Here is a 15,484-nt window from a genome sequence, read left to right as displayed (position 1 = left end):
CTGCGTCGCCAAACGGCAAGGGGCGCCGCGCAGGACTTGCGCGGCGCCGCCGATATCATTCAAAGCCGTTTAGAAACGTCCGCGCAGCGTGACGCCATAGGTCCGCGGTTCGGCGAGGAACTGCGAGAACAACTGTCGCCCGCCCGGGTAGGTCGGGTCCTGGAACGCGGCGGTGCTGGCGCCCTGCTGGAACGGCGAGTTGAAGGCGACCTGCGCATAATCCTTGTTGAGCAGGTTCTGCGCCCACAGTTCGAGCGAGAGGCGGTTGTTCGGCGTGCGGACGCCGACGCGCGCGTTGACCAGCGCGAAACTGTCCTGCTCCTTCTGCGGGAAGAGATCGGAGCCGGTGTTATAGTCGCCGGTGAGGCGGGTATCGCCGTAGAACAGCATCGACCAACCCGAGCTGCCGATGTCGGGCGTCCAGGCGGCGGACGCGGTCACAACCACCTGCGGCGCGTTCGACAGATTGTCGCCCGGCAGCTTGCGCAGCGCCGGATTGAGCGGCGCGCCGTTGTTGTTGCCGACCAGATTGTCGCGATATTTGGTGTCGGCATAGGTGAAGCCGGCGGTGAAGCGGAAGTCGCGCGCGGGCACCAGCGTCGCCTCGAGTTCGACGCCCTGCGAGACGACACCGTAGCCGACCTTGTTGCGCGCGCACGCACCGGTGGTCGCGGCCGCGGCATTGTAGTTTGGCGCCGCGGCGAAGATGCTCTGATCGCGGTCGGCACCGTTCAGGCTGTTCGAGCAGCCGTTGACGTTCTGGACGATGAACACGGTGCCGTCGAACGTATTGAGCTGGAAGCTGCTGAACTCCTGACGGAAGCCCGCGATCGAGAAGGAGAATGGCCCGGTCGCATATTTGGCACCGATCTCATACGCGTTGACCTTCTCGGGATCGAACTGGAGGTTTCCGACCAGCGCCTGCGCCCCGCCGAGCGCGGCGAACGTCGTGGTGATCTGACCGTTTGAGACCTGAAGTGGTGCTTTCAAGGCCGAGCGATCGAAGTTGAACCCGCCAGCCTTGTAGCCGCGCGAATAGCTGCCGTAGATCAGCAGGTCATCGATCGGCTTCCACGACAGGATGCCCGTGCCGGTCAGCTGATTTTCCGACCGGCGATCGCGGATGCTGACGCCGTTCAGCTCTGCGGTCGAGTTACCCTGGCATCCCAGCCCGATCAGCGCCTGCGCCAACGCGCGCCGCGTCGCGAGGCCCGGGGTGGCCGCGATCTGCGCCGCGGTGATGTTCGCCTCGTCGGTTAACGTCTGCTGCAGCGCGACGCAGCCGGTGTTGTCGTTGCCGAAGGTCGCGTTGAAGCGCTTGCGCTCTGTCGTATAGCGCAGGCCCAGCGTCAGATCGATGTTCGAGGTGACATGGATGATGTTGTGGGTGAACGCGGCGAAGCTGTTCATGTCCTGATTGTAGCGGTCGACGGTCGAGCCGCGATCGTTGATCCCGTCGAGCGTCACGAAACCATTCGCGACATCCGCACCACCCACGGCCGCGAGCGTGACGGGTCCGACGCCCGGCGCGACGCAGCCGGTGCTGCCCGGCGCGTAAAGCGTGGCTAGGCCGCCACCCGAGATGATGCGGCAGGTCGCGAACCGACCATATTGCGACCCGAAGCGCAGGTTGCTGCGTCCACGGAATTTCTCGTTGATGTAGAAACCGCCGATCAGCCAGTCGAGCTTGTCGTCGAACAGGCTACCGTTCAAACGCACTTCCTGCGTGAACGTCTTGAACTGGCGGCGGTTGTTGCCATTGTTGGCGTTGTACAGGATATCGACCGTGCCATAGTCGGTATCGGTGCCCTGTTCGTTGTAATAATCGCGATACGCAGTGATCGACGTAAGATTGGTGTCGCCGAACTTCCAGTCAAGTTGCCCGGAGACGCCGTAGTCCTGCGTCTTCCCGTCGAAGGTGCGCCCCTTCGACACCGACACGTTGCGGCTATAGCCTTGATTGAGCGCGCCGAGGTTCTGCCCTAGATCGCGCAGCACGTTGACGATGTTGTTGCCGTTGGCGAGCCCGGTGGTCAGCGGTGTCGCGGGTTCGTTCAGATTGCCGATATACGGGTTGACCGAGCGATCGACGTAGGTCGCGGCGCAGCACGCCTCGTTGCGCTTGGTATAGTCGCCGATCAGCCGGAGCGAGATGTCGCTCGTCGGCTCGAACAGCAACTGGCCACGCAGGAAATAGCGGTCGCGATCGTTGATGCGCGTATCGTTGGTGCGATCGCGGTAGAAACCGTCGCGCTTGACGTAGACGCCGTCGAGCCGCGCGGCGAGCGTGTCGCCCGCGATCGGCCCGGTGACCCCGCCCGCCAGACGAACGAAATTGTAATTGCCGTAGGTCGCCTCACCGTTCGCGCCGAAGGTGAAGGCGGGCTTCACGCTAACGATGCTGATGAGACCGGCCGACGAGTTACGCCCGCCGAGCGTGCCCTGCGGTCCGCGCAGCACCTCGATCCGGTCGATCTCACCCAGTTCGTTGAGCCCGATGCCCGCGCGCGAGCGATACACGCCGTCGACGAAGACAACGACCGAGCTTTCGAGACCGGGATTGTCGCCGACCGTACCGATGCCGCGAATACGCGGGGAGCCGTTCGCCTCCGATCCGGTCGAGGACACGAGCAGCGACGGGGCGAGCTGGTTGAGTTGGCGGATGTCGTTCGCGCCCGACAGGGCGAGACTATCGGCATTCACCGCAGAGATCGCGACCGGCACGTCGGCAAGCACCTGCGCGCGTCCCTGTGCGGTGACGACGATGTCCGCCGGCGTGCTCTCGACATTGTCGGTGTTCTGCACCGGCGCTGTCTCCGCAGCACCGGCCGGGGTGGTCTGTGCGCCGGCCTGACCCGCGACGACGAAGGCGGCAGCAGCGCACGCCGACAAAAGCATCTGCTTCGTCATAATCCCTCTCCTGTCGATCGACGCTGTTGCGCGCCGTACCGTATCTTCGAGTAAACCGGATCGGGACTATCAGATCAAGACAGCGGCGCTGCTATATCTCCCTTTATTGCGTACCGTTTGCCTGATGGATGTTATTAGTAACCGTTCAGCCGCGCAAAACGATCGCGATGATACGCGGCATTGCCCCACATCACCTCGAGCACGGCCGAACGTTTGAGATAAAGGCCTGCGTCATATTCGTCGGTCATGCCGACGCCGCCGTACAATTGGACCATCTCGCGGCTGACGAGGCGCAGCGTCTCGCCCGCAGTCGCTTTGGCGAGACTGACCGCCTGGTCGACGTCGGAGCGGCCGGCATCGATCGCCTCGAGCGCGCCCTCGACGGTGGAGCGCATCAATTCCAGCTCGGTCAGCATCTTCGCCATGCGATGCTGGAGCGCCTGGAAGGTCGAGAGGACCTGCCCGAACTGGACCCGCTGCTTGAGGTAGTCGAGCGTCTGGTGAAATGCCGAATCCGCCATGCCGAGCATCTCCGCCGCGGTGATCGCGGCGGCACGGTCGGCGACCTGCGCGGTCAGTTCGGGGCCGCCGAGTTTCTCCGCCGGTGCGCCATCGAAGCGTACCTCGGCGTGGCTGCGGCTGTCCGCCATCTTTCGCGGCGACACGGTGACGCCCTCGCCCTTCGCGACCAGATACAGCCCGTCCTTGGCGGCGACGACGAAAACATCGGCGCCGTCACCTTCCGCGACGAATGCCTTGGTTCCGGTGAGCTTCCCGCCCTCGACCGTCGTCTCGACGTCAAGGCTGTGCGTCGCACCTTCGTCGATCGCGAGCGTGGCGATCGCCTCGCCGCTGGCGAGCTTCGGGAGCCAGTCCTGCTTGGCCGTATCCGACGTCCCCATCACGATCGCGCTTGCCGCCACCGCGGTCGACGACAGCGGCGACACCGCGAGGTTGCGGCCGAGCTGCTCGACGACGAGCCCGAGCGACAGGTAGCCGAACGCCGACCCGCCGAACTCCTCGGGGATCACCACGCCGGCCCAGCCCATCTGCCCGATCGCGCCCCATGCCTCGGTGTCGAAGCCGGTCGCGGGCGCGGCGTCGCGCAACTTGCGGAAGGCGGTCACCGGGCTCTCGTTGTCGGCCCATTCGCGCGCCATGTCGCGCAACATCACCTGTTCGTCGTTCAAGGCGGCCATGTGTCGTCCTTTTGGATATCGCCGCAACGGCGCGGTGCCTTGGGCGGTGAAACGATGTGGTCTGTCGGGGGCGAAGCCGGGGAGGGAGGGACGTTCTGTCGCGCCCGCTCCCTCGACCCGGCCCTCTCCGGACGCGGCGATACGGTGTCGCCGCGCCTACCTCGCGATCATTGGTGGTCGAGCATCCCCAGGATGCGCTTTGCGACGATGTTGTTCTGGATCTCGGACGAGCCGCCGTAGATCGACACCGCCTTGCCCCAGAGCCACGACCGGGTCTGCGACAATTCTTCCTCGCTGAAGCCCTCGCCTTCCCAGCCGAGCCCCTGCATCCCCATGATCTCGATGTTGAGTTCGGCGCGGTCCTGCGTGATGCGCGCGCCGACGTTCTTCATGATCGAGGTCGCGGCCGACGGCCCCGCGTTACCCTTGGCCTCTAGCGCCGCGCGCCTGAGCGTGAGGGCGAAGGCGCGCTGGTCCATCTCGTGCTTGACGATGCGGGTGCGCAGGTCGGCATCGGCGATGCGCCCCTCGGCATCGGTGCCGCGATATTTCTTCGCGATGTTGGGCACCGCATTGCCCGCATTCATCCGGCTCGCTGAACCGCTGCCCCCCGACAGCGAGTTGCGCTCGTGCTGGAGCAGGCGCGTACCGATCGTCCAGCCCTGCCCCTCGTGCCCGACCAGATTTTCCTTGGGCACGCGCACGTTGGTGAAGAACGTCTCGCAGAACGGCGACTGACCGCTGATGAGGCGGATCGGCTTGGTCTCGACGCCTTCGGCGTCCATGTCGATCAGCAGGAAACTGATGCCGGCGTGCTTCTGCGACTTGTCGGTGCGGACCAATGCGAAGCACTTGTCGGCCCATTGCCCGCCCGAAGTCCAGGTCTTCTGGCCGTTGACGAGATAATGGTCACCCTTGTCCTCTGCGAAGGTCTGCAGGGAGGCGAGGTCGGATCCGGCGCCCGGCTCCGAATAGCCCTGACACCAGCGAACCTCTCCGCGCGCGATGCCGGGGATGTGCTGCTGCTTCTGTTCTTCGCTGCCATATTCGAGCAGCGTGGGGCCGAACATCATCACGCCCATGCCGCCGATCGGGTTGTAGGCACCGGCGCGGGCGAGTTCTTCCTGCACGATCCGCGCCTGCGCGCGGTCGAGCCCGCCACCGCCATATTCCTTCGGCCAGGTCGGCACGCCCCAGCCCTTGTCGCCCATCGCCTCGCGCCATTGGCGCTGATCGGGCGTTTCCTCGGTCGGTCCCTCGACCGCCGACATCGCATTGTCGCTGCCGCGCAAGGACGCAGGAAAGTTCGCTTCGATCCAGCCGCGCACTTCCTGACGGAAGTCGTCGGCCGCACCTTCGGGGCGGGTCTGTTCGGCGGCGGTCGCCATCGCTTCAGTCTCCACGTTCTGAATAAACGGTATGGCGACGCTCATGCCATAGTCGCGCGACGGTGCAAAGGGCGAAGCGACCGCGTGCCGTCAGTTCTCGCGCCCCGGACGCCGGCTAAGTCCGACGTCGAGATGCGCGCCCGCGTCCACCAGCATCACCTCGCCGGTGATCGCGCGCATCGCGGGGTCGAGCAGCAACTCGATTGGCGCGGCAACCTCGTCGGGGCCGGTCGCGAGCGCCATCGGGGTCGCAGCGGCGATCTTGGCGTTCAGTTTCGCAAAGCCCTCCTCACCCAGCCGCTTCTCGAACCAACCGGTGCCGACGTAACCCGGCGCGACCGCATTGACCCGGATCGCCGGCGCAAGCGCGCGTGCGAGGCTCTTCGTCATGGTGACGAGCGCGCCTTTCGACGCGGCATAAGCGACCGAGGAACCGATGCCGAACACGCCCGCGACGCTGGCCACGTTGACGACGGCCCCGAACGGGCTTTCCCGAAGCAAGGGCGTGGCGGCGCGAATCATCTGAAACGCGGCGATGACGTTCAGCCGGTAGATGTCGACGAAATCCTCGGTCTCCAGCGCGTCGAGATCCTCGTGCGCGGCGAACTTCGTCCGCCCGGCGTTGTTGACGAGGAAGTCGACGCGCCCGAACGCCTCCGTCGCGGCGCCGACGAGGCGGCGGCACGCGGCATCGTCGACGATATCGGCCTGTACCGCGATCGCCCCCTGCCCGACCTCGGCGGCCAACGCCTCGGCATCGTCGCGGCTGGAGGCGTAATTGATCACGCACGACACCCCGCGCGCTGCGAGCCGCCGAACCGTCGCCGCCCCGATCCCCGTGCCGCCGCCCGTCACGATCGCCACCGCACCATGCATCACACCCGCCTCCGCTTCGTTTTTCGAAGATCGCGTATGGCATTCGACGCCCCGTTCGCCTAGCGATCACGTTCATGAGCGAACAGTCCGACATCGCCGCCCTGCTCGCCGAGGAGTTCGGCACGCTGGCCGACCTGATCCGCGTGCATGCCGAGCAGCGGCCCGACAAGCTGGCGATCGCCGACGATGACACGCAGATCAGCTACCGCGAGCTCGACCGGTTAATGGACCGCGTCGCCGCCGCCTTGCAGCAGGGCGGCACGCGGGCGGGTCAGGCCGTCGCGTCGGTGTCGTACCCGAGTGTCGCGCAGGCAGTCGTGTTCCTCGGCGCCTTGCGTGCGGGGTCGGTCGCGGCGCCAATCCAGCCCTCCGCGACGCCCCCCCAGATCGCCGGCATGATCGCGGACAGCGGCGCATCGATCGTGTTCCTCGACGCCGCCAATGCCGAAGCGCTGGCGGGGCAGACCTTCCCCGCCGAGGTCGTGATGCTCGAGGATCTGGAGGGGTGGCTCGCTCCCGTCGGAGCGACCCCGCGGGCAGTGACGGTCAAGCCAGCCGACGGCTTCAACATCATCTATTCGTCGGGCACCACCGGCGTGCCCAAGGGGATCGTACAGAGCCACGCCATGCGCTGGCAGCATCTGTCGCGCAACACCGCGGCCGGGTTCGACACCGCTGTGACGTTGCTCGCGACCCCGCTCTACTCGAACACGACCCTGGTCAGCTTCCTGCCAACGCTCGCCTGGGGCGGCAGTGTCGTGCTGATGAAGAAGTTCGAGGCGCGCCGCTATCTCGAGCTCGCCGCCCGGCACCGCGCGACGCACACGATGCTGGTGCCGGTCCAGTATCAGCGGATCATGGCACTGCCCGATTTCGACGCGTTCGACCTGTCGTCGTTCCGCTTCAAGACGTGCACTTCGGCCCCCTTTAAACCAGAGTTGAAGCGCGACGTGGTGACGCGCTGGCCGGGGTTGCTGGTGGAATATTACGGCATGACCGAGGGCGGCGCGAGCTGCGCGCTGAACGCCACCGAGCACCGCGACAAGCTGCACACGGTCGGCCGGCCGCTGCCCGGCCACGAGGTGCGCCTGATCGACGACGAGGGCCGCGAGGTGCCCGCGGGTGAGATGGGCGAGATCGTCGGTCGCTCGGGTGCGATGATGAACGGCTATCACGGCCGCGAACAGGCGACGGCGGACGCGACGTGGATTTCGCCGCAAGGCGAGCGCTTCATCCGCCACGGCGACGTCGGCCGCTTCGACGCGGACGGATTCCTGATCCTGACCGATCGCAAGAAGGACATGATCATCTCGGGCGGGTTCAACATCTTCCCGTCCGACATCGAGGCGGTGCTGGCGGAACATCCCGCGGTCGCCGATTGTACCGTCGTCGGTGTCGCGTCGGACGCGTGGGGCGAGACGCCGGTCGGCTTCTACGTACCACGCGAAGGTCCGACGGCGAGCGCGGGCGAGGTGCTGGACGAGATCAATGCGCGGCTCGGCAAGACGCAACGGCTGTCGGCGCTTTACCGAGCCGACGAATTGCCGCGCAGCGCGATCGGCAAAGTATTGAAACGCGAGCTGCGCGACCGGCTCGCCGCGGGGGAGTTCGCATGACGACGTTGAAACAGGTGCTCGACGCGCTCGAGCCGACCGGCGACCAGATGGCGTGGCGCGGCGCGATCCCCGACGACTGGCTCCAGGGCCGCACCGCTTACGGCGGTCTGTCCGCCGCGATCGCGCTCCACTGTGCGATGCAGTCGCAGGACGATCTGCCGCCGCTACGATCGGCGCAAGTCAGCTTCATCGGCCCGCTGTCGGGGCCGATCATGGTCACCACGCAAAAGCTGCGCCGCGGCAAGAACGCCGCCTTCATCCAGTCCGATGTCGAGAGCGAGGCGGGGCTCGGGCTGCGCTGCACCTTCGTGTTCATGCGCGCGATCGAGAGCGAGGTCGATTATCAGACGACCGACCTGCCCGACTTTCCGCGCCCCGGCCCCGGCGATACGACGTTCAAGGGCAACCCGCACGTCGCCTTCACGCGCAACTTCGAATTTCTCGACCGGCGCGAGGGGCCAGCGCTCAAGCCCGCCGAGTGGCTGCGCTGGACCCGGTTGAACGAGCGTGACGGACTCGATCCGATGGTGGAGCTGATCGCGATCGGCGATTGCCTTCCGCCCGCCGCGCTGCGCCTGCTCGGGCGGAACGTGCCGATGAGTTCGATGACGTGGATCCTGAACGTCCTCGGCCCCGCCCCCGCGACCGAGGACGGCTGGTGGCTGCTTCGCTCCAACGCGGATTATGCGCGCGCGGGATCGTCGTCGCAGCAGATGGGGATCTGGAACGCAGCGGGTGAGATGGTAGCGGAACAGATGCAGTCGGTCGCGCTGTTCGCCTGAGGCGCGACACAATTCGCGACAATATCGGGTGCCTTGGACACACGCGCGCGACAGGCGGCGACTAGATCGCCGACGTGGGCGAGGAATGGTCGCGCCTGCGTTCGAGGGATCGTCAATGAAGAGATTTGTGCTCGCCGCGCTACTCGGCGCGACCGTGCTGACTGCGGGCCCGGGTATTTCCGCCGCCGCGCAGACGGTGCCGGCCACGCCCGGCCGCGACCTGCCGCCGGAACCGCGCGGCGGTGGCATGCGCGGCGGCTGGCTGATGCGGGCGGACGCGAATGGCGACGGCATCGTCACCCGCGACGAAGTGATCGCGGACGCCGATCGTCGCTTCGCCGCGCGTGACAGCGACCGCGATGGCAAAATCAGCGGTGAAGAACGCCGCGGCGCGCGTGACCTCCGCCGTGATCCGCCTCCGCCCGGTGCGGACGGCACGATCCCGTCACCTCCCCCGCCCGGCGCCGCCGACGCGCCGCCGCCGCCCGACGCGCGCGGGGACGCTTACCCGCGCCGCGTGATGCGGCCGCAGACGCGTGAGGAGGCCCGCGAGCGCGCGCTTCGCATGTTCGATCGCGCCGACACCAATCATGACGGCCGCGTCGATCGACAGGAGATCGACGCATTCCGCCTGCTGATGCGCGCACGGTTTGCAGGATCGCCCGACGGTGACCGCCACGGCCCGCCGCCCGGCGACGAGCAACGCTGATCAGACGTGCCGGCGGCAGGTAACTGCCGGCACGTCCGCCTTTCATCCGAGGTGCGAACCATGCCAGACGTCGACACCATGGCCGACACCCCCCATTTGCTGCTGGTCGATGACGAGCGATCGATCCGAGAGCCGCTCGCGCAATATCTGACGAAACAAGGGTTCCGCGTCACGCAGGTCGGCGAAGCGGAGGCGGCGCGTGCGCGGCTCGCCGCCTACGCGATCGATCTCGTCATCCTCGACATCATGATGCCCGGCGAGGACGGCTTGTCGCTATGCCGCCACATTCGCGAGACGAGCGAGACGCCCGTGATCCTGCTGACCGCGCGCAGCGAGGAAACCGATCGCATCGTCGGGCTCGAGATGGGGGCCGACGATTACGTCGTCAAACCGTTCTCGCCGCGAGAGCTTGCCGCGCGCATCAAGGTCGTGCTTCGCCGCATCACCGCGGGCGGGACGCGTCAGCATGCACCCGACGCCGGCGCCTATGCCTTTGCCGGCTGGGTGCTCAAGACGGGCGAGCGCGCGCTTGTCGACCGCGAGGGCGTGTCGGTCGCGCTGTCGACCGGCGAATATAATCTGCTGCTGGCGCTGGTGCAGCGTCCACGGCAGGTGTTGACCCGCGATCAGCTGCTTGACCTGACGCAGGGGCGCGAGGCAGCGGCCTTCGACCGCGCAATCGACAATCAGGTCAGCCGCCTGCGCAAGAAGATCGAGCCCGATCCGCGCAACCCCGATCTCATCAAGACGGTCTGGGGCGGCGGCTACGCATTGTCGGCCGAGGTGACGCGGCTTTGACGCGCGTCCGTGTCGGCTGGCCGCAGAGCCTGGCCGGACAGATGGCGCTGCTGGTGGCGGTCGCGTTGTTCGTCGCGCAGGCGATCAATTTCACGCTCGTGCTCCGCGACCGGGCCAACTTCCGATTGGCGCAGGCGACCCGTCCGGTCGCGACGCGACTAGCCGACGCGCTGGAGCGCGAGCAGTCGGGCCGTCCGCTCAGTTCCGCTCGCGGTCGGGTACGTCGCGTCTCCGAAAATCCGATCGGGCCTGCGTTGCCGCGTCACCCCGAGGTATCGAGCGAGTTGCGCGATCAGTTGAAGGAACTCGGCCTGCGTGTCGGGCAGATCGATACCGGCCTGCGCCCCGCACCGCTCTACCCCGACCCGCGTGACCGCCGGCTGGGGCATGACGAGGCGACACTGTTGATCGCGGTCGAGCAGCCCGGACGCGGCTGGCTGACGGTCGTCGCGCCCTGGCCGGGCGGCGGCGGCTACATCTTCTGGCGCCTGTTCGCGCAAACGCTGATCCTTTACGCGATCATGCTCGCCGCGGTGCTATGGATCGCGCGACGCATCTCACGGCCGCTGCGTGCGCTGGCGCTTGCCGCCAACGACTTCGACCCCGGCGTTCCTCCAGTCCCGATCGTCGAGGCCGGCCCGTCGGACGTCCGTGCGGTGACTGCGGCATTCAACGATCTCCGGCTCCGCGTTACGGCGATGCTCGATGAGAAGGACCGGATGCTCGGCGCGATCGGTCACGACCTGCGTACCCCGCTCGCCGCCCTGCGCGTGCGGATCGAGTCGGTCGAGGATGAGCAGGATCGCACGCGCATGGCCGAGACGATCGCGGAGATGAACCGCACGCTCGACGACATCCTGTCGCTCGCGCGGCTCGGTCGCCCGAGCGAGCCGGTGACCGAGGTGGACCTAGCCTCGCTCGTCGACGCGGTGGTGGAGGATTTTCGCGACATCGGTGCGGCCGTCACCTTCGAGGAAGCGGCGCGCCTGCGCATCCGGTTGCGCCCATCCCTGATCCGCCGCGCGATCCGGAACCTGATCGAGAATGCCGTGAAATACGGTGACGAGGCCGCGGTGACGCTGCGCTCGAGTGCCGACGCGGTGGTGATCTCGGTGGGGGATCGTGGTCCCGGCATCCCGGCCGACCGGCTCGCCGACGTCTTCACCCCCTTCACGCGCCTCGAAACGTCGAGGAACCGCGAGACGGGCGGGATCGGGCTCGGCCTCGCGCTCGCCCGCGCGATCGTCGAGGAAGCGGGCGGTCAGATCGCGCTCAGCAACCGCGAGGGCGGCGGGCTTTGCGCCGAGATCACGCTTCCCCGTGGGCGCTAGCAGCGAACACGGCAGGACAGCCGCTAACGGATCCGAACGTGACCTCACCGCAAGCGGCGTGAAGCACGCTCGCCCCGTGTCGGCTGCCACTGTCATGGAGAGGACGATACGAGGCCGCTAGCCTCTCCGTCATTGAAAGGCTTTGTTCGCCGCGGTCGACCGCCGCATACACAGATGCCTCAAACCGCCCTTGCCTCGATCGCCCGGTCAAGCGAGAGGTCGCGTGTCTCAGGGGGTAGCCATCATGTCGATTCAATCCGATCGCTGGATTCGCGAGCGCGCGTTGCAGGACCGCATGATCGAGCCGTTCGTCGAGGCGCAACGCCGCGACGCATGCATCAGCTATGGCCTGTCCTCCTACGGTTACGACGCGCGCGTGGCCGACGAGTTCAAGATCTTTACCAACGTCGACAACGCGATCGTCGACCCGAAGGATTTCGCGCAGAACAGCTTCGTCGATCGCAAGACCGACGTCTGCATCATCCCGCCGAACAGCTTCGCACTGGCAAGGACGGTGGAATATTTTCGGGTCCCGCGTGACGTCCTTGTCATCTGCCTTGGTAAATCGACCTACGCGCGCTGTGGCATCATCGTGAACGTCACCCCGCTCGAGCCCGGCTGGGAGGGGCATGTCACGCTCGAATTCTCGAACACGACGCCGCTGCCAGCCAAGATTTATGCCAACGAAGGCGCGTGCCAGTTCCTGTTTCTCAAAGGCAACGAGCCGTGCGAGGTCAGCTATGCCGACCGCGCGGGCAAATATATGGGTCAGCGTGGCGTCACGCTGCCCCGCTTGTGAGCGTAGCGGGGCCTGGATCTTGCGTATTTCGCACTTCGGTCTCCTCCCGCAGTTAGAGGTTCACGAAAGATCATACCGGTGCGGTTTGGGGCCCGCGCCCCTCCGCGCTGGCGACCGCTCATTATTGGTCACGCCCCACCGTTGAATTGAGGCGCGATCGCCACGCCTCGATCGCCTGCACAAGTTGCCATTTGGCGAACGCCGTGCCTGCGTAGCAGTCCACGACGCTGTCGGGACGCCTCCCCGACAATCGATCGCTCAGCGCGCGGCGATGGTCGTGTTAAGCCTCGCCAGGCCACGCTGCGCGATGACGTGCGACGAAACCGTGTGACCGTTGGCAAGATCGAGCGATACAGGCTCTGACGCCAGCACGTCGCCGTAGAGCGCGCGAGCCTGCGCTGCCCGGTCGGTACGCAAATAGACCGCCGCGAGATTGAGAAGAATTTCAGGACGGTGCGGGAAGATCGCACGCTCTGCGGACAGGGTCGCCTCGGCCTGCGACCAATCCCCCGCGGCGATCGACGTATAGCCCGAACGATCCCTCGCGGCCGCTGGCGTCGCAGCGACCGCCGCCATGATGAGCATTGCCAAAGTGCGCATGACCAACCCTCTCCGTTTCACTTTTGTGACATCGTGATGTCACTTTTGCTACACGTGCGCAAGAGGTGGATTGGGTGCGCCGGCCTCAGGGGCCGAGGATGACGCAGGGTAACCGGAAGTGGGTGGCGATGGCCGCCGCGCTATCCGGTCGAGGCTGACGTAGAACGAGGGTGTTCCGCGACGGGCGTGATCATGATGTCACCGTACGGGGTTGAGCGAAGATAGATTGTGACGCGCTGACAGGTCCATCGGGAGGTAGGCTGGATCGATAAGCGAAGCATTCTTCGGCGTGAATCGTAGCAGCTTTTACTCGAGCCGCCGCAAAGTGCTGCGCATCGTAGCCCCCCCAGGATCGCCCTACGAAGAATGTCTTCGCGTTGGCGGCACCATCCACGGCAAATATCACGGCTTCGCGAGACGTCCTGCTTAATCCGTCTCTTCAGATGCGGTGAATAGCCTAACCATCGTGGCCAGTTGTCGTCTACTGATCACCTTTCCAACCAGAGCGCGTCTTAATCCCCATTGTCTCGCCAAGCAGAGCAGAGCAGAGCAGAGCGGCTGATAAAGAAAGGGCGGACACTCCACCTTGGAGTGCCCGCCCATAACCGAACATCCGATCGCAAGAGGGGCGATTAGAAGTCCTTATAGTATTGTTCGTTGCCGACAAAGCCGAGCTTCGTCACCGCCGAGCGCTTGATGATCGCCAGCGTGTTGTCGACGACCTCGTAGCGCGAGCTTCGGTCGGGCTGGAACTGCAGTTCCGGCTCCGGGGTCATTGCCGCGGACGTATCGAGATACTGCCGCAACGTCGTGTCGTTCACCGGCGCGCCGTTCCACGTGATCGTACCGGCAGCATCGATCGCGATCTTGTTCTTGATCGGGTCGACCGGCGGCTTGGTCGCGTTCGGGTCATTGACCGGCAGATCGACCTTCACTGCGTGGGTCGGAATCGGAAGGGTGATGATGAACATGATGAGGAGCACGAGCATGACGTCGATCAACGGCGTCGTGTTCATTTCCATCATGGGTTCGCCGTCGTCGCTCCCCGCACTCATTGCCATAAAAGCTACTCCTCTGGCCGGGTGTCAGGCGCCGGCGCCGACGCCGGGCTGCGAGATGAAGCCGACGCGCGCGAAGCCCGCCTGCTGCATGTTGAAGATGGCGCCGCCGATGCAGTGCCACGGCGTGTCCACGTCACCGCGGATATGCGCTTCGGGCAGTTCGAGGCCGGCCGCATTCGGGCCACCCTGACGCGCGATCTCGGTCTTCAGCTTCGCGACGGCACGGTCGAGCAGCTCGGTCTGCGTGACGGGGGTGACCCCCCAATAGACCTTGCACGCGCCCGACGGGTCCGAGGTGATCGACAACGACACGTTTTCCGGCTTGGTCGTCGTCGGATCGAAGCGGACGTCGGGCAGCTTCACCTTGACCGTCTGGATCGCGACCGGAACCGCGATCAGGAAGATGATGAGGAGCACCAGCATGACGTCCACGAGGGGCGTCGTGTTGATGTCCGACAAAGGTTTCTCGGTGTTATCGCCACCAACGCTCATCGCCATATGTCAGGCTTTCCTATTCTCCGTCCGACGGGAAACCGCCCGCCGGACCAGTGGCGGGACCGCACCAAGCCGGCGCGGTCCCCCACCCTTTTCTTATGCGCGGGTCTGCACGCCACCAGCCTGACCGGCGGTGGCGGTCGCACCGGCCGGCTTCACCGGCGCCTTGGTCGCGGTGTTGCCGATCGACGGACGCACCTTGCCGTTCGAGGCAAGGAAGCCGAGCACGTCGTTCGAGAAGGCCGACAGGTCCTCCGCGATCGACTTGTTGCGGCGCTGCAGCCAGTTGTAGGCGAGCACGGCCGGAACCGCGACGACCAGGCCGAGTGCGGTCATGATGAGCGCCTCACCGACCGGACCAGCGACCTTGTCGATCGAGGGATCGCCCGACGCGCCGATCTTGATCAGCGCGCGGTAGATGCCGACCACGGTGCCGAACAGACCGATGAACGGCGCGGTCGCGCCGACGGTCGCGAGGAACGCCAGACCACCGCCCAGCTTCGAGTTGATCGCGGCCTCCGAGCGAGCGAGCGAGCCGTGCAGCCAGTCGTGCGCCTCGACCGGATCGGTCAGCTGCGCGTGCTGGTCCTGCGCGGCGAGGCCGTCGTCGACGAGCTGCTTGTAAGCCGAGTTCTTCTCGAGCTTGGCCGAGCCCTCGCGCAGCGAGTTCGACGACCAGAAGCCGGCGCGCATGCGCTTCGCCTGGTTGATGATCTTCTGCTGCTCGAACAGCTTCGAGAACAGGATGTAGAACGACACAACCGACATCAGCACCAGGATGGTGAAGACCGACTGCGAGATGATGCCGCCTTCCTTCAGCGCCTGCTGAAGTCCGAACTGGTTCTCTGCGGCCGCGGTTCCACCCGCGGCCAGGATGTTGATGATCATGCGGTGGTATTCCCTCTAAAAAGCTTAGCTCG

14 protein-coding genes are annotated in these 15,484 nt (G+C 65.9%); 6 read left to right on the top strand and 8 right to left on the bottom strand.

From position 1 onward, the window contains the following. Nucleotides 1–69: 69 nt before the first annotated feature. The 4 genes from KZ810_RS04020 to KZ810_RS04005 form a co-directional block, all read right to left on the bottom strand. Nucleotides 70–2,910, bottom strand: a complete 2,841-nt coding sequence (locus tag KZ810_RS04020) for a TonB-dependent receptor (RefSeq protein ID WP_219767666.1) — start codon at nt 2,908–2,910, stop codon at nt 70–72. A gap of 134 nt (nt 2,911–3,044) precedes the next feature. After that, entirely contained in the window at nt 3,045–4,109 is a 1,065-nt protein-coding gene (locus tag KZ810_RS04015) for an acyl-CoA dehydrogenase family protein (protein ID WP_219767665.1), read from the bottom strand. A 167-nt stretch (nt 4,110–4,276) separates the two neighbouring features. Continuing rightward, on the bottom strand, nt 4,277–5,497 hold the full coding sequence (locus tag KZ810_RS04010) for an acyl-CoA dehydrogenase family protein (RefSeq protein WP_219767664.1): 1,221 nt from the start codon (nt 5,495–5,497) through the stop codon (nt 4,277–4,279). Between the two features lie 90 nt (nt 5,498–5,587). Further along, a complete protein-coding gene (locus KZ810_RS04005) occupies nt 5,588–6,373 on the bottom strand; it encodes an SDR family NAD(P)-dependent oxidoreductase (protein WP_219767663.1) in 786 nt (261 codons plus the stop codon). A gap of 74 nt (nt 6,374–6,447) precedes the next feature. Between KZ810_RS04005 and KZ810_RS04000 the strand changes: the two genes are divergently transcribed. The 6 genes from KZ810_RS04000 (at nt 6,448) to dcd (ending at nt 12,408) form a co-directional block, all read left to right on the top strand. Continuing rightward, complete coding sequence (locus KZ810_RS04000) at nt 6,448–7,989, top strand: class I adenylate-forming enzyme family protein (RefSeq protein ID WP_219767662.1); 1,542 nt, start codon at nt 6,448–6,450, stop codon at nt 7,987–7,989. Continuing rightward, nucleotides 7,986–8,771: a thioesterase family protein gene (locus tag KZ810_RS03995; protein WP_219767661.1), complete on the top strand. Its 786-nt coding sequence runs from the start codon at nt 7,986–7,988 to the stop codon at nt 8,769–8,771. Before KZ810_RS04000 ends, KZ810_RS03995 begins: the two co-directional genes overlap by 4 nt. Before the next feature lie 115 nt (nt 8,772–8,886). After that, a complete protein-coding gene (locus tag KZ810_RS03990; protein WP_219767660.1) occupies nt 8,887–9,480 on the top strand; it encodes a hypothetical protein in 594 nt (197 codons plus the stop codon). Nucleotides 9,481–9,558: 78 nt separating this feature from the next. After that, nucleotides 9,559–10,278, top strand: a complete 720-nt coding sequence (locus KZ810_RS03985) for a response regulator (protein WP_219767745.1) — start codon at nt 9,559–9,561, stop codon at nt 10,276–10,278. A 41-nt stretch (nt 10,279–10,319) separates the two neighbouring features. Continuing rightward, on the top strand, nt 10,320–11,609 hold the full coding sequence (locus tag KZ810_RS03980; RefSeq protein WP_219767746.1) for a sensor histidine kinase: 1,290 nt from the start codon (nt 10,320–10,322) through the stop codon (nt 11,607–11,609). A gap of 244 nt (nt 11,610–11,853) precedes the next feature. Further along, nucleotides 11,854–12,408 (top strand): dCTP deaminase, encoded by a 555-nt coding sequence (gene dcd, locus KZ810_RS03975; protein ID WP_219767659.1) that lies wholly within the window; start codon nt 11,854–11,856, stop codon nt 12,406–12,408. Between the two features lie 258 nt (nt 12,409–12,666). Here the strand turns inward: dcd and KZ810_RS03970 are convergent, their stop codons facing one another. From KZ810_RS03970 to KZ810_RS03955, 4 genes are all read right to left on the bottom strand, one after another. Next, nucleotides 12,667–13,008 (bottom strand): tetratricopeptide repeat protein, encoded by a 342-nt coding sequence (locus KZ810_RS03970; protein WP_219767658.1) that lies wholly within the window; start codon nt 13,006–13,008, stop codon nt 12,667–12,669. Nucleotides 13,009–13,640: 632 nt separating this feature from the next. Beyond that, nucleotides 13,641–14,069: an ExbD/TolR family protein gene (locus tag KZ810_RS03965; protein ID WP_373369134.1), complete on the bottom strand. Its 429-nt coding sequence runs from the start codon at nt 14,067–14,069 to the stop codon at nt 13,641–13,643. Nucleotides 14,070–14,093: 24 nt separating this feature from the next. Beyond that, nucleotides 14,094–14,567 carry an ExbD/TolR family protein gene (locus KZ810_RS03960; protein ID WP_219767657.1) on the bottom strand — a complete coding sequence of 158 codons (474 nt, stop codon included), beginning with the start codon at nt 14,565–14,567 and terminating at the stop codon, nt 14,094–14,096. Nucleotides 14,568–14,660: 93 nt separating this feature from the next. Then, on the bottom strand, nt 14,661–15,452 hold the full coding sequence (locus KZ810_RS03955) for a MotA/TolQ/ExbB proton channel family protein (protein WP_219767656.1): 792 nt from the start codon (nt 15,450–15,452) through the stop codon (nt 14,661–14,663). Between the last annotated feature and the right edge of the window lie 32 nt (nt 15,453–15,484).

It is taken from the genome of Sphingomonas citricola, from assembly GCF_019429535.1.
GTDB classification, from domain to species: Bacteria; Pseudomonadota; Alphaproteobacteria; order Sphingomonadales; family Sphingomonadaceae; genus Sphingomonas; species Sphingomonas citricola.
This window is presented reverse-complemented; position numbering and strand designations above follow the sequence as displayed.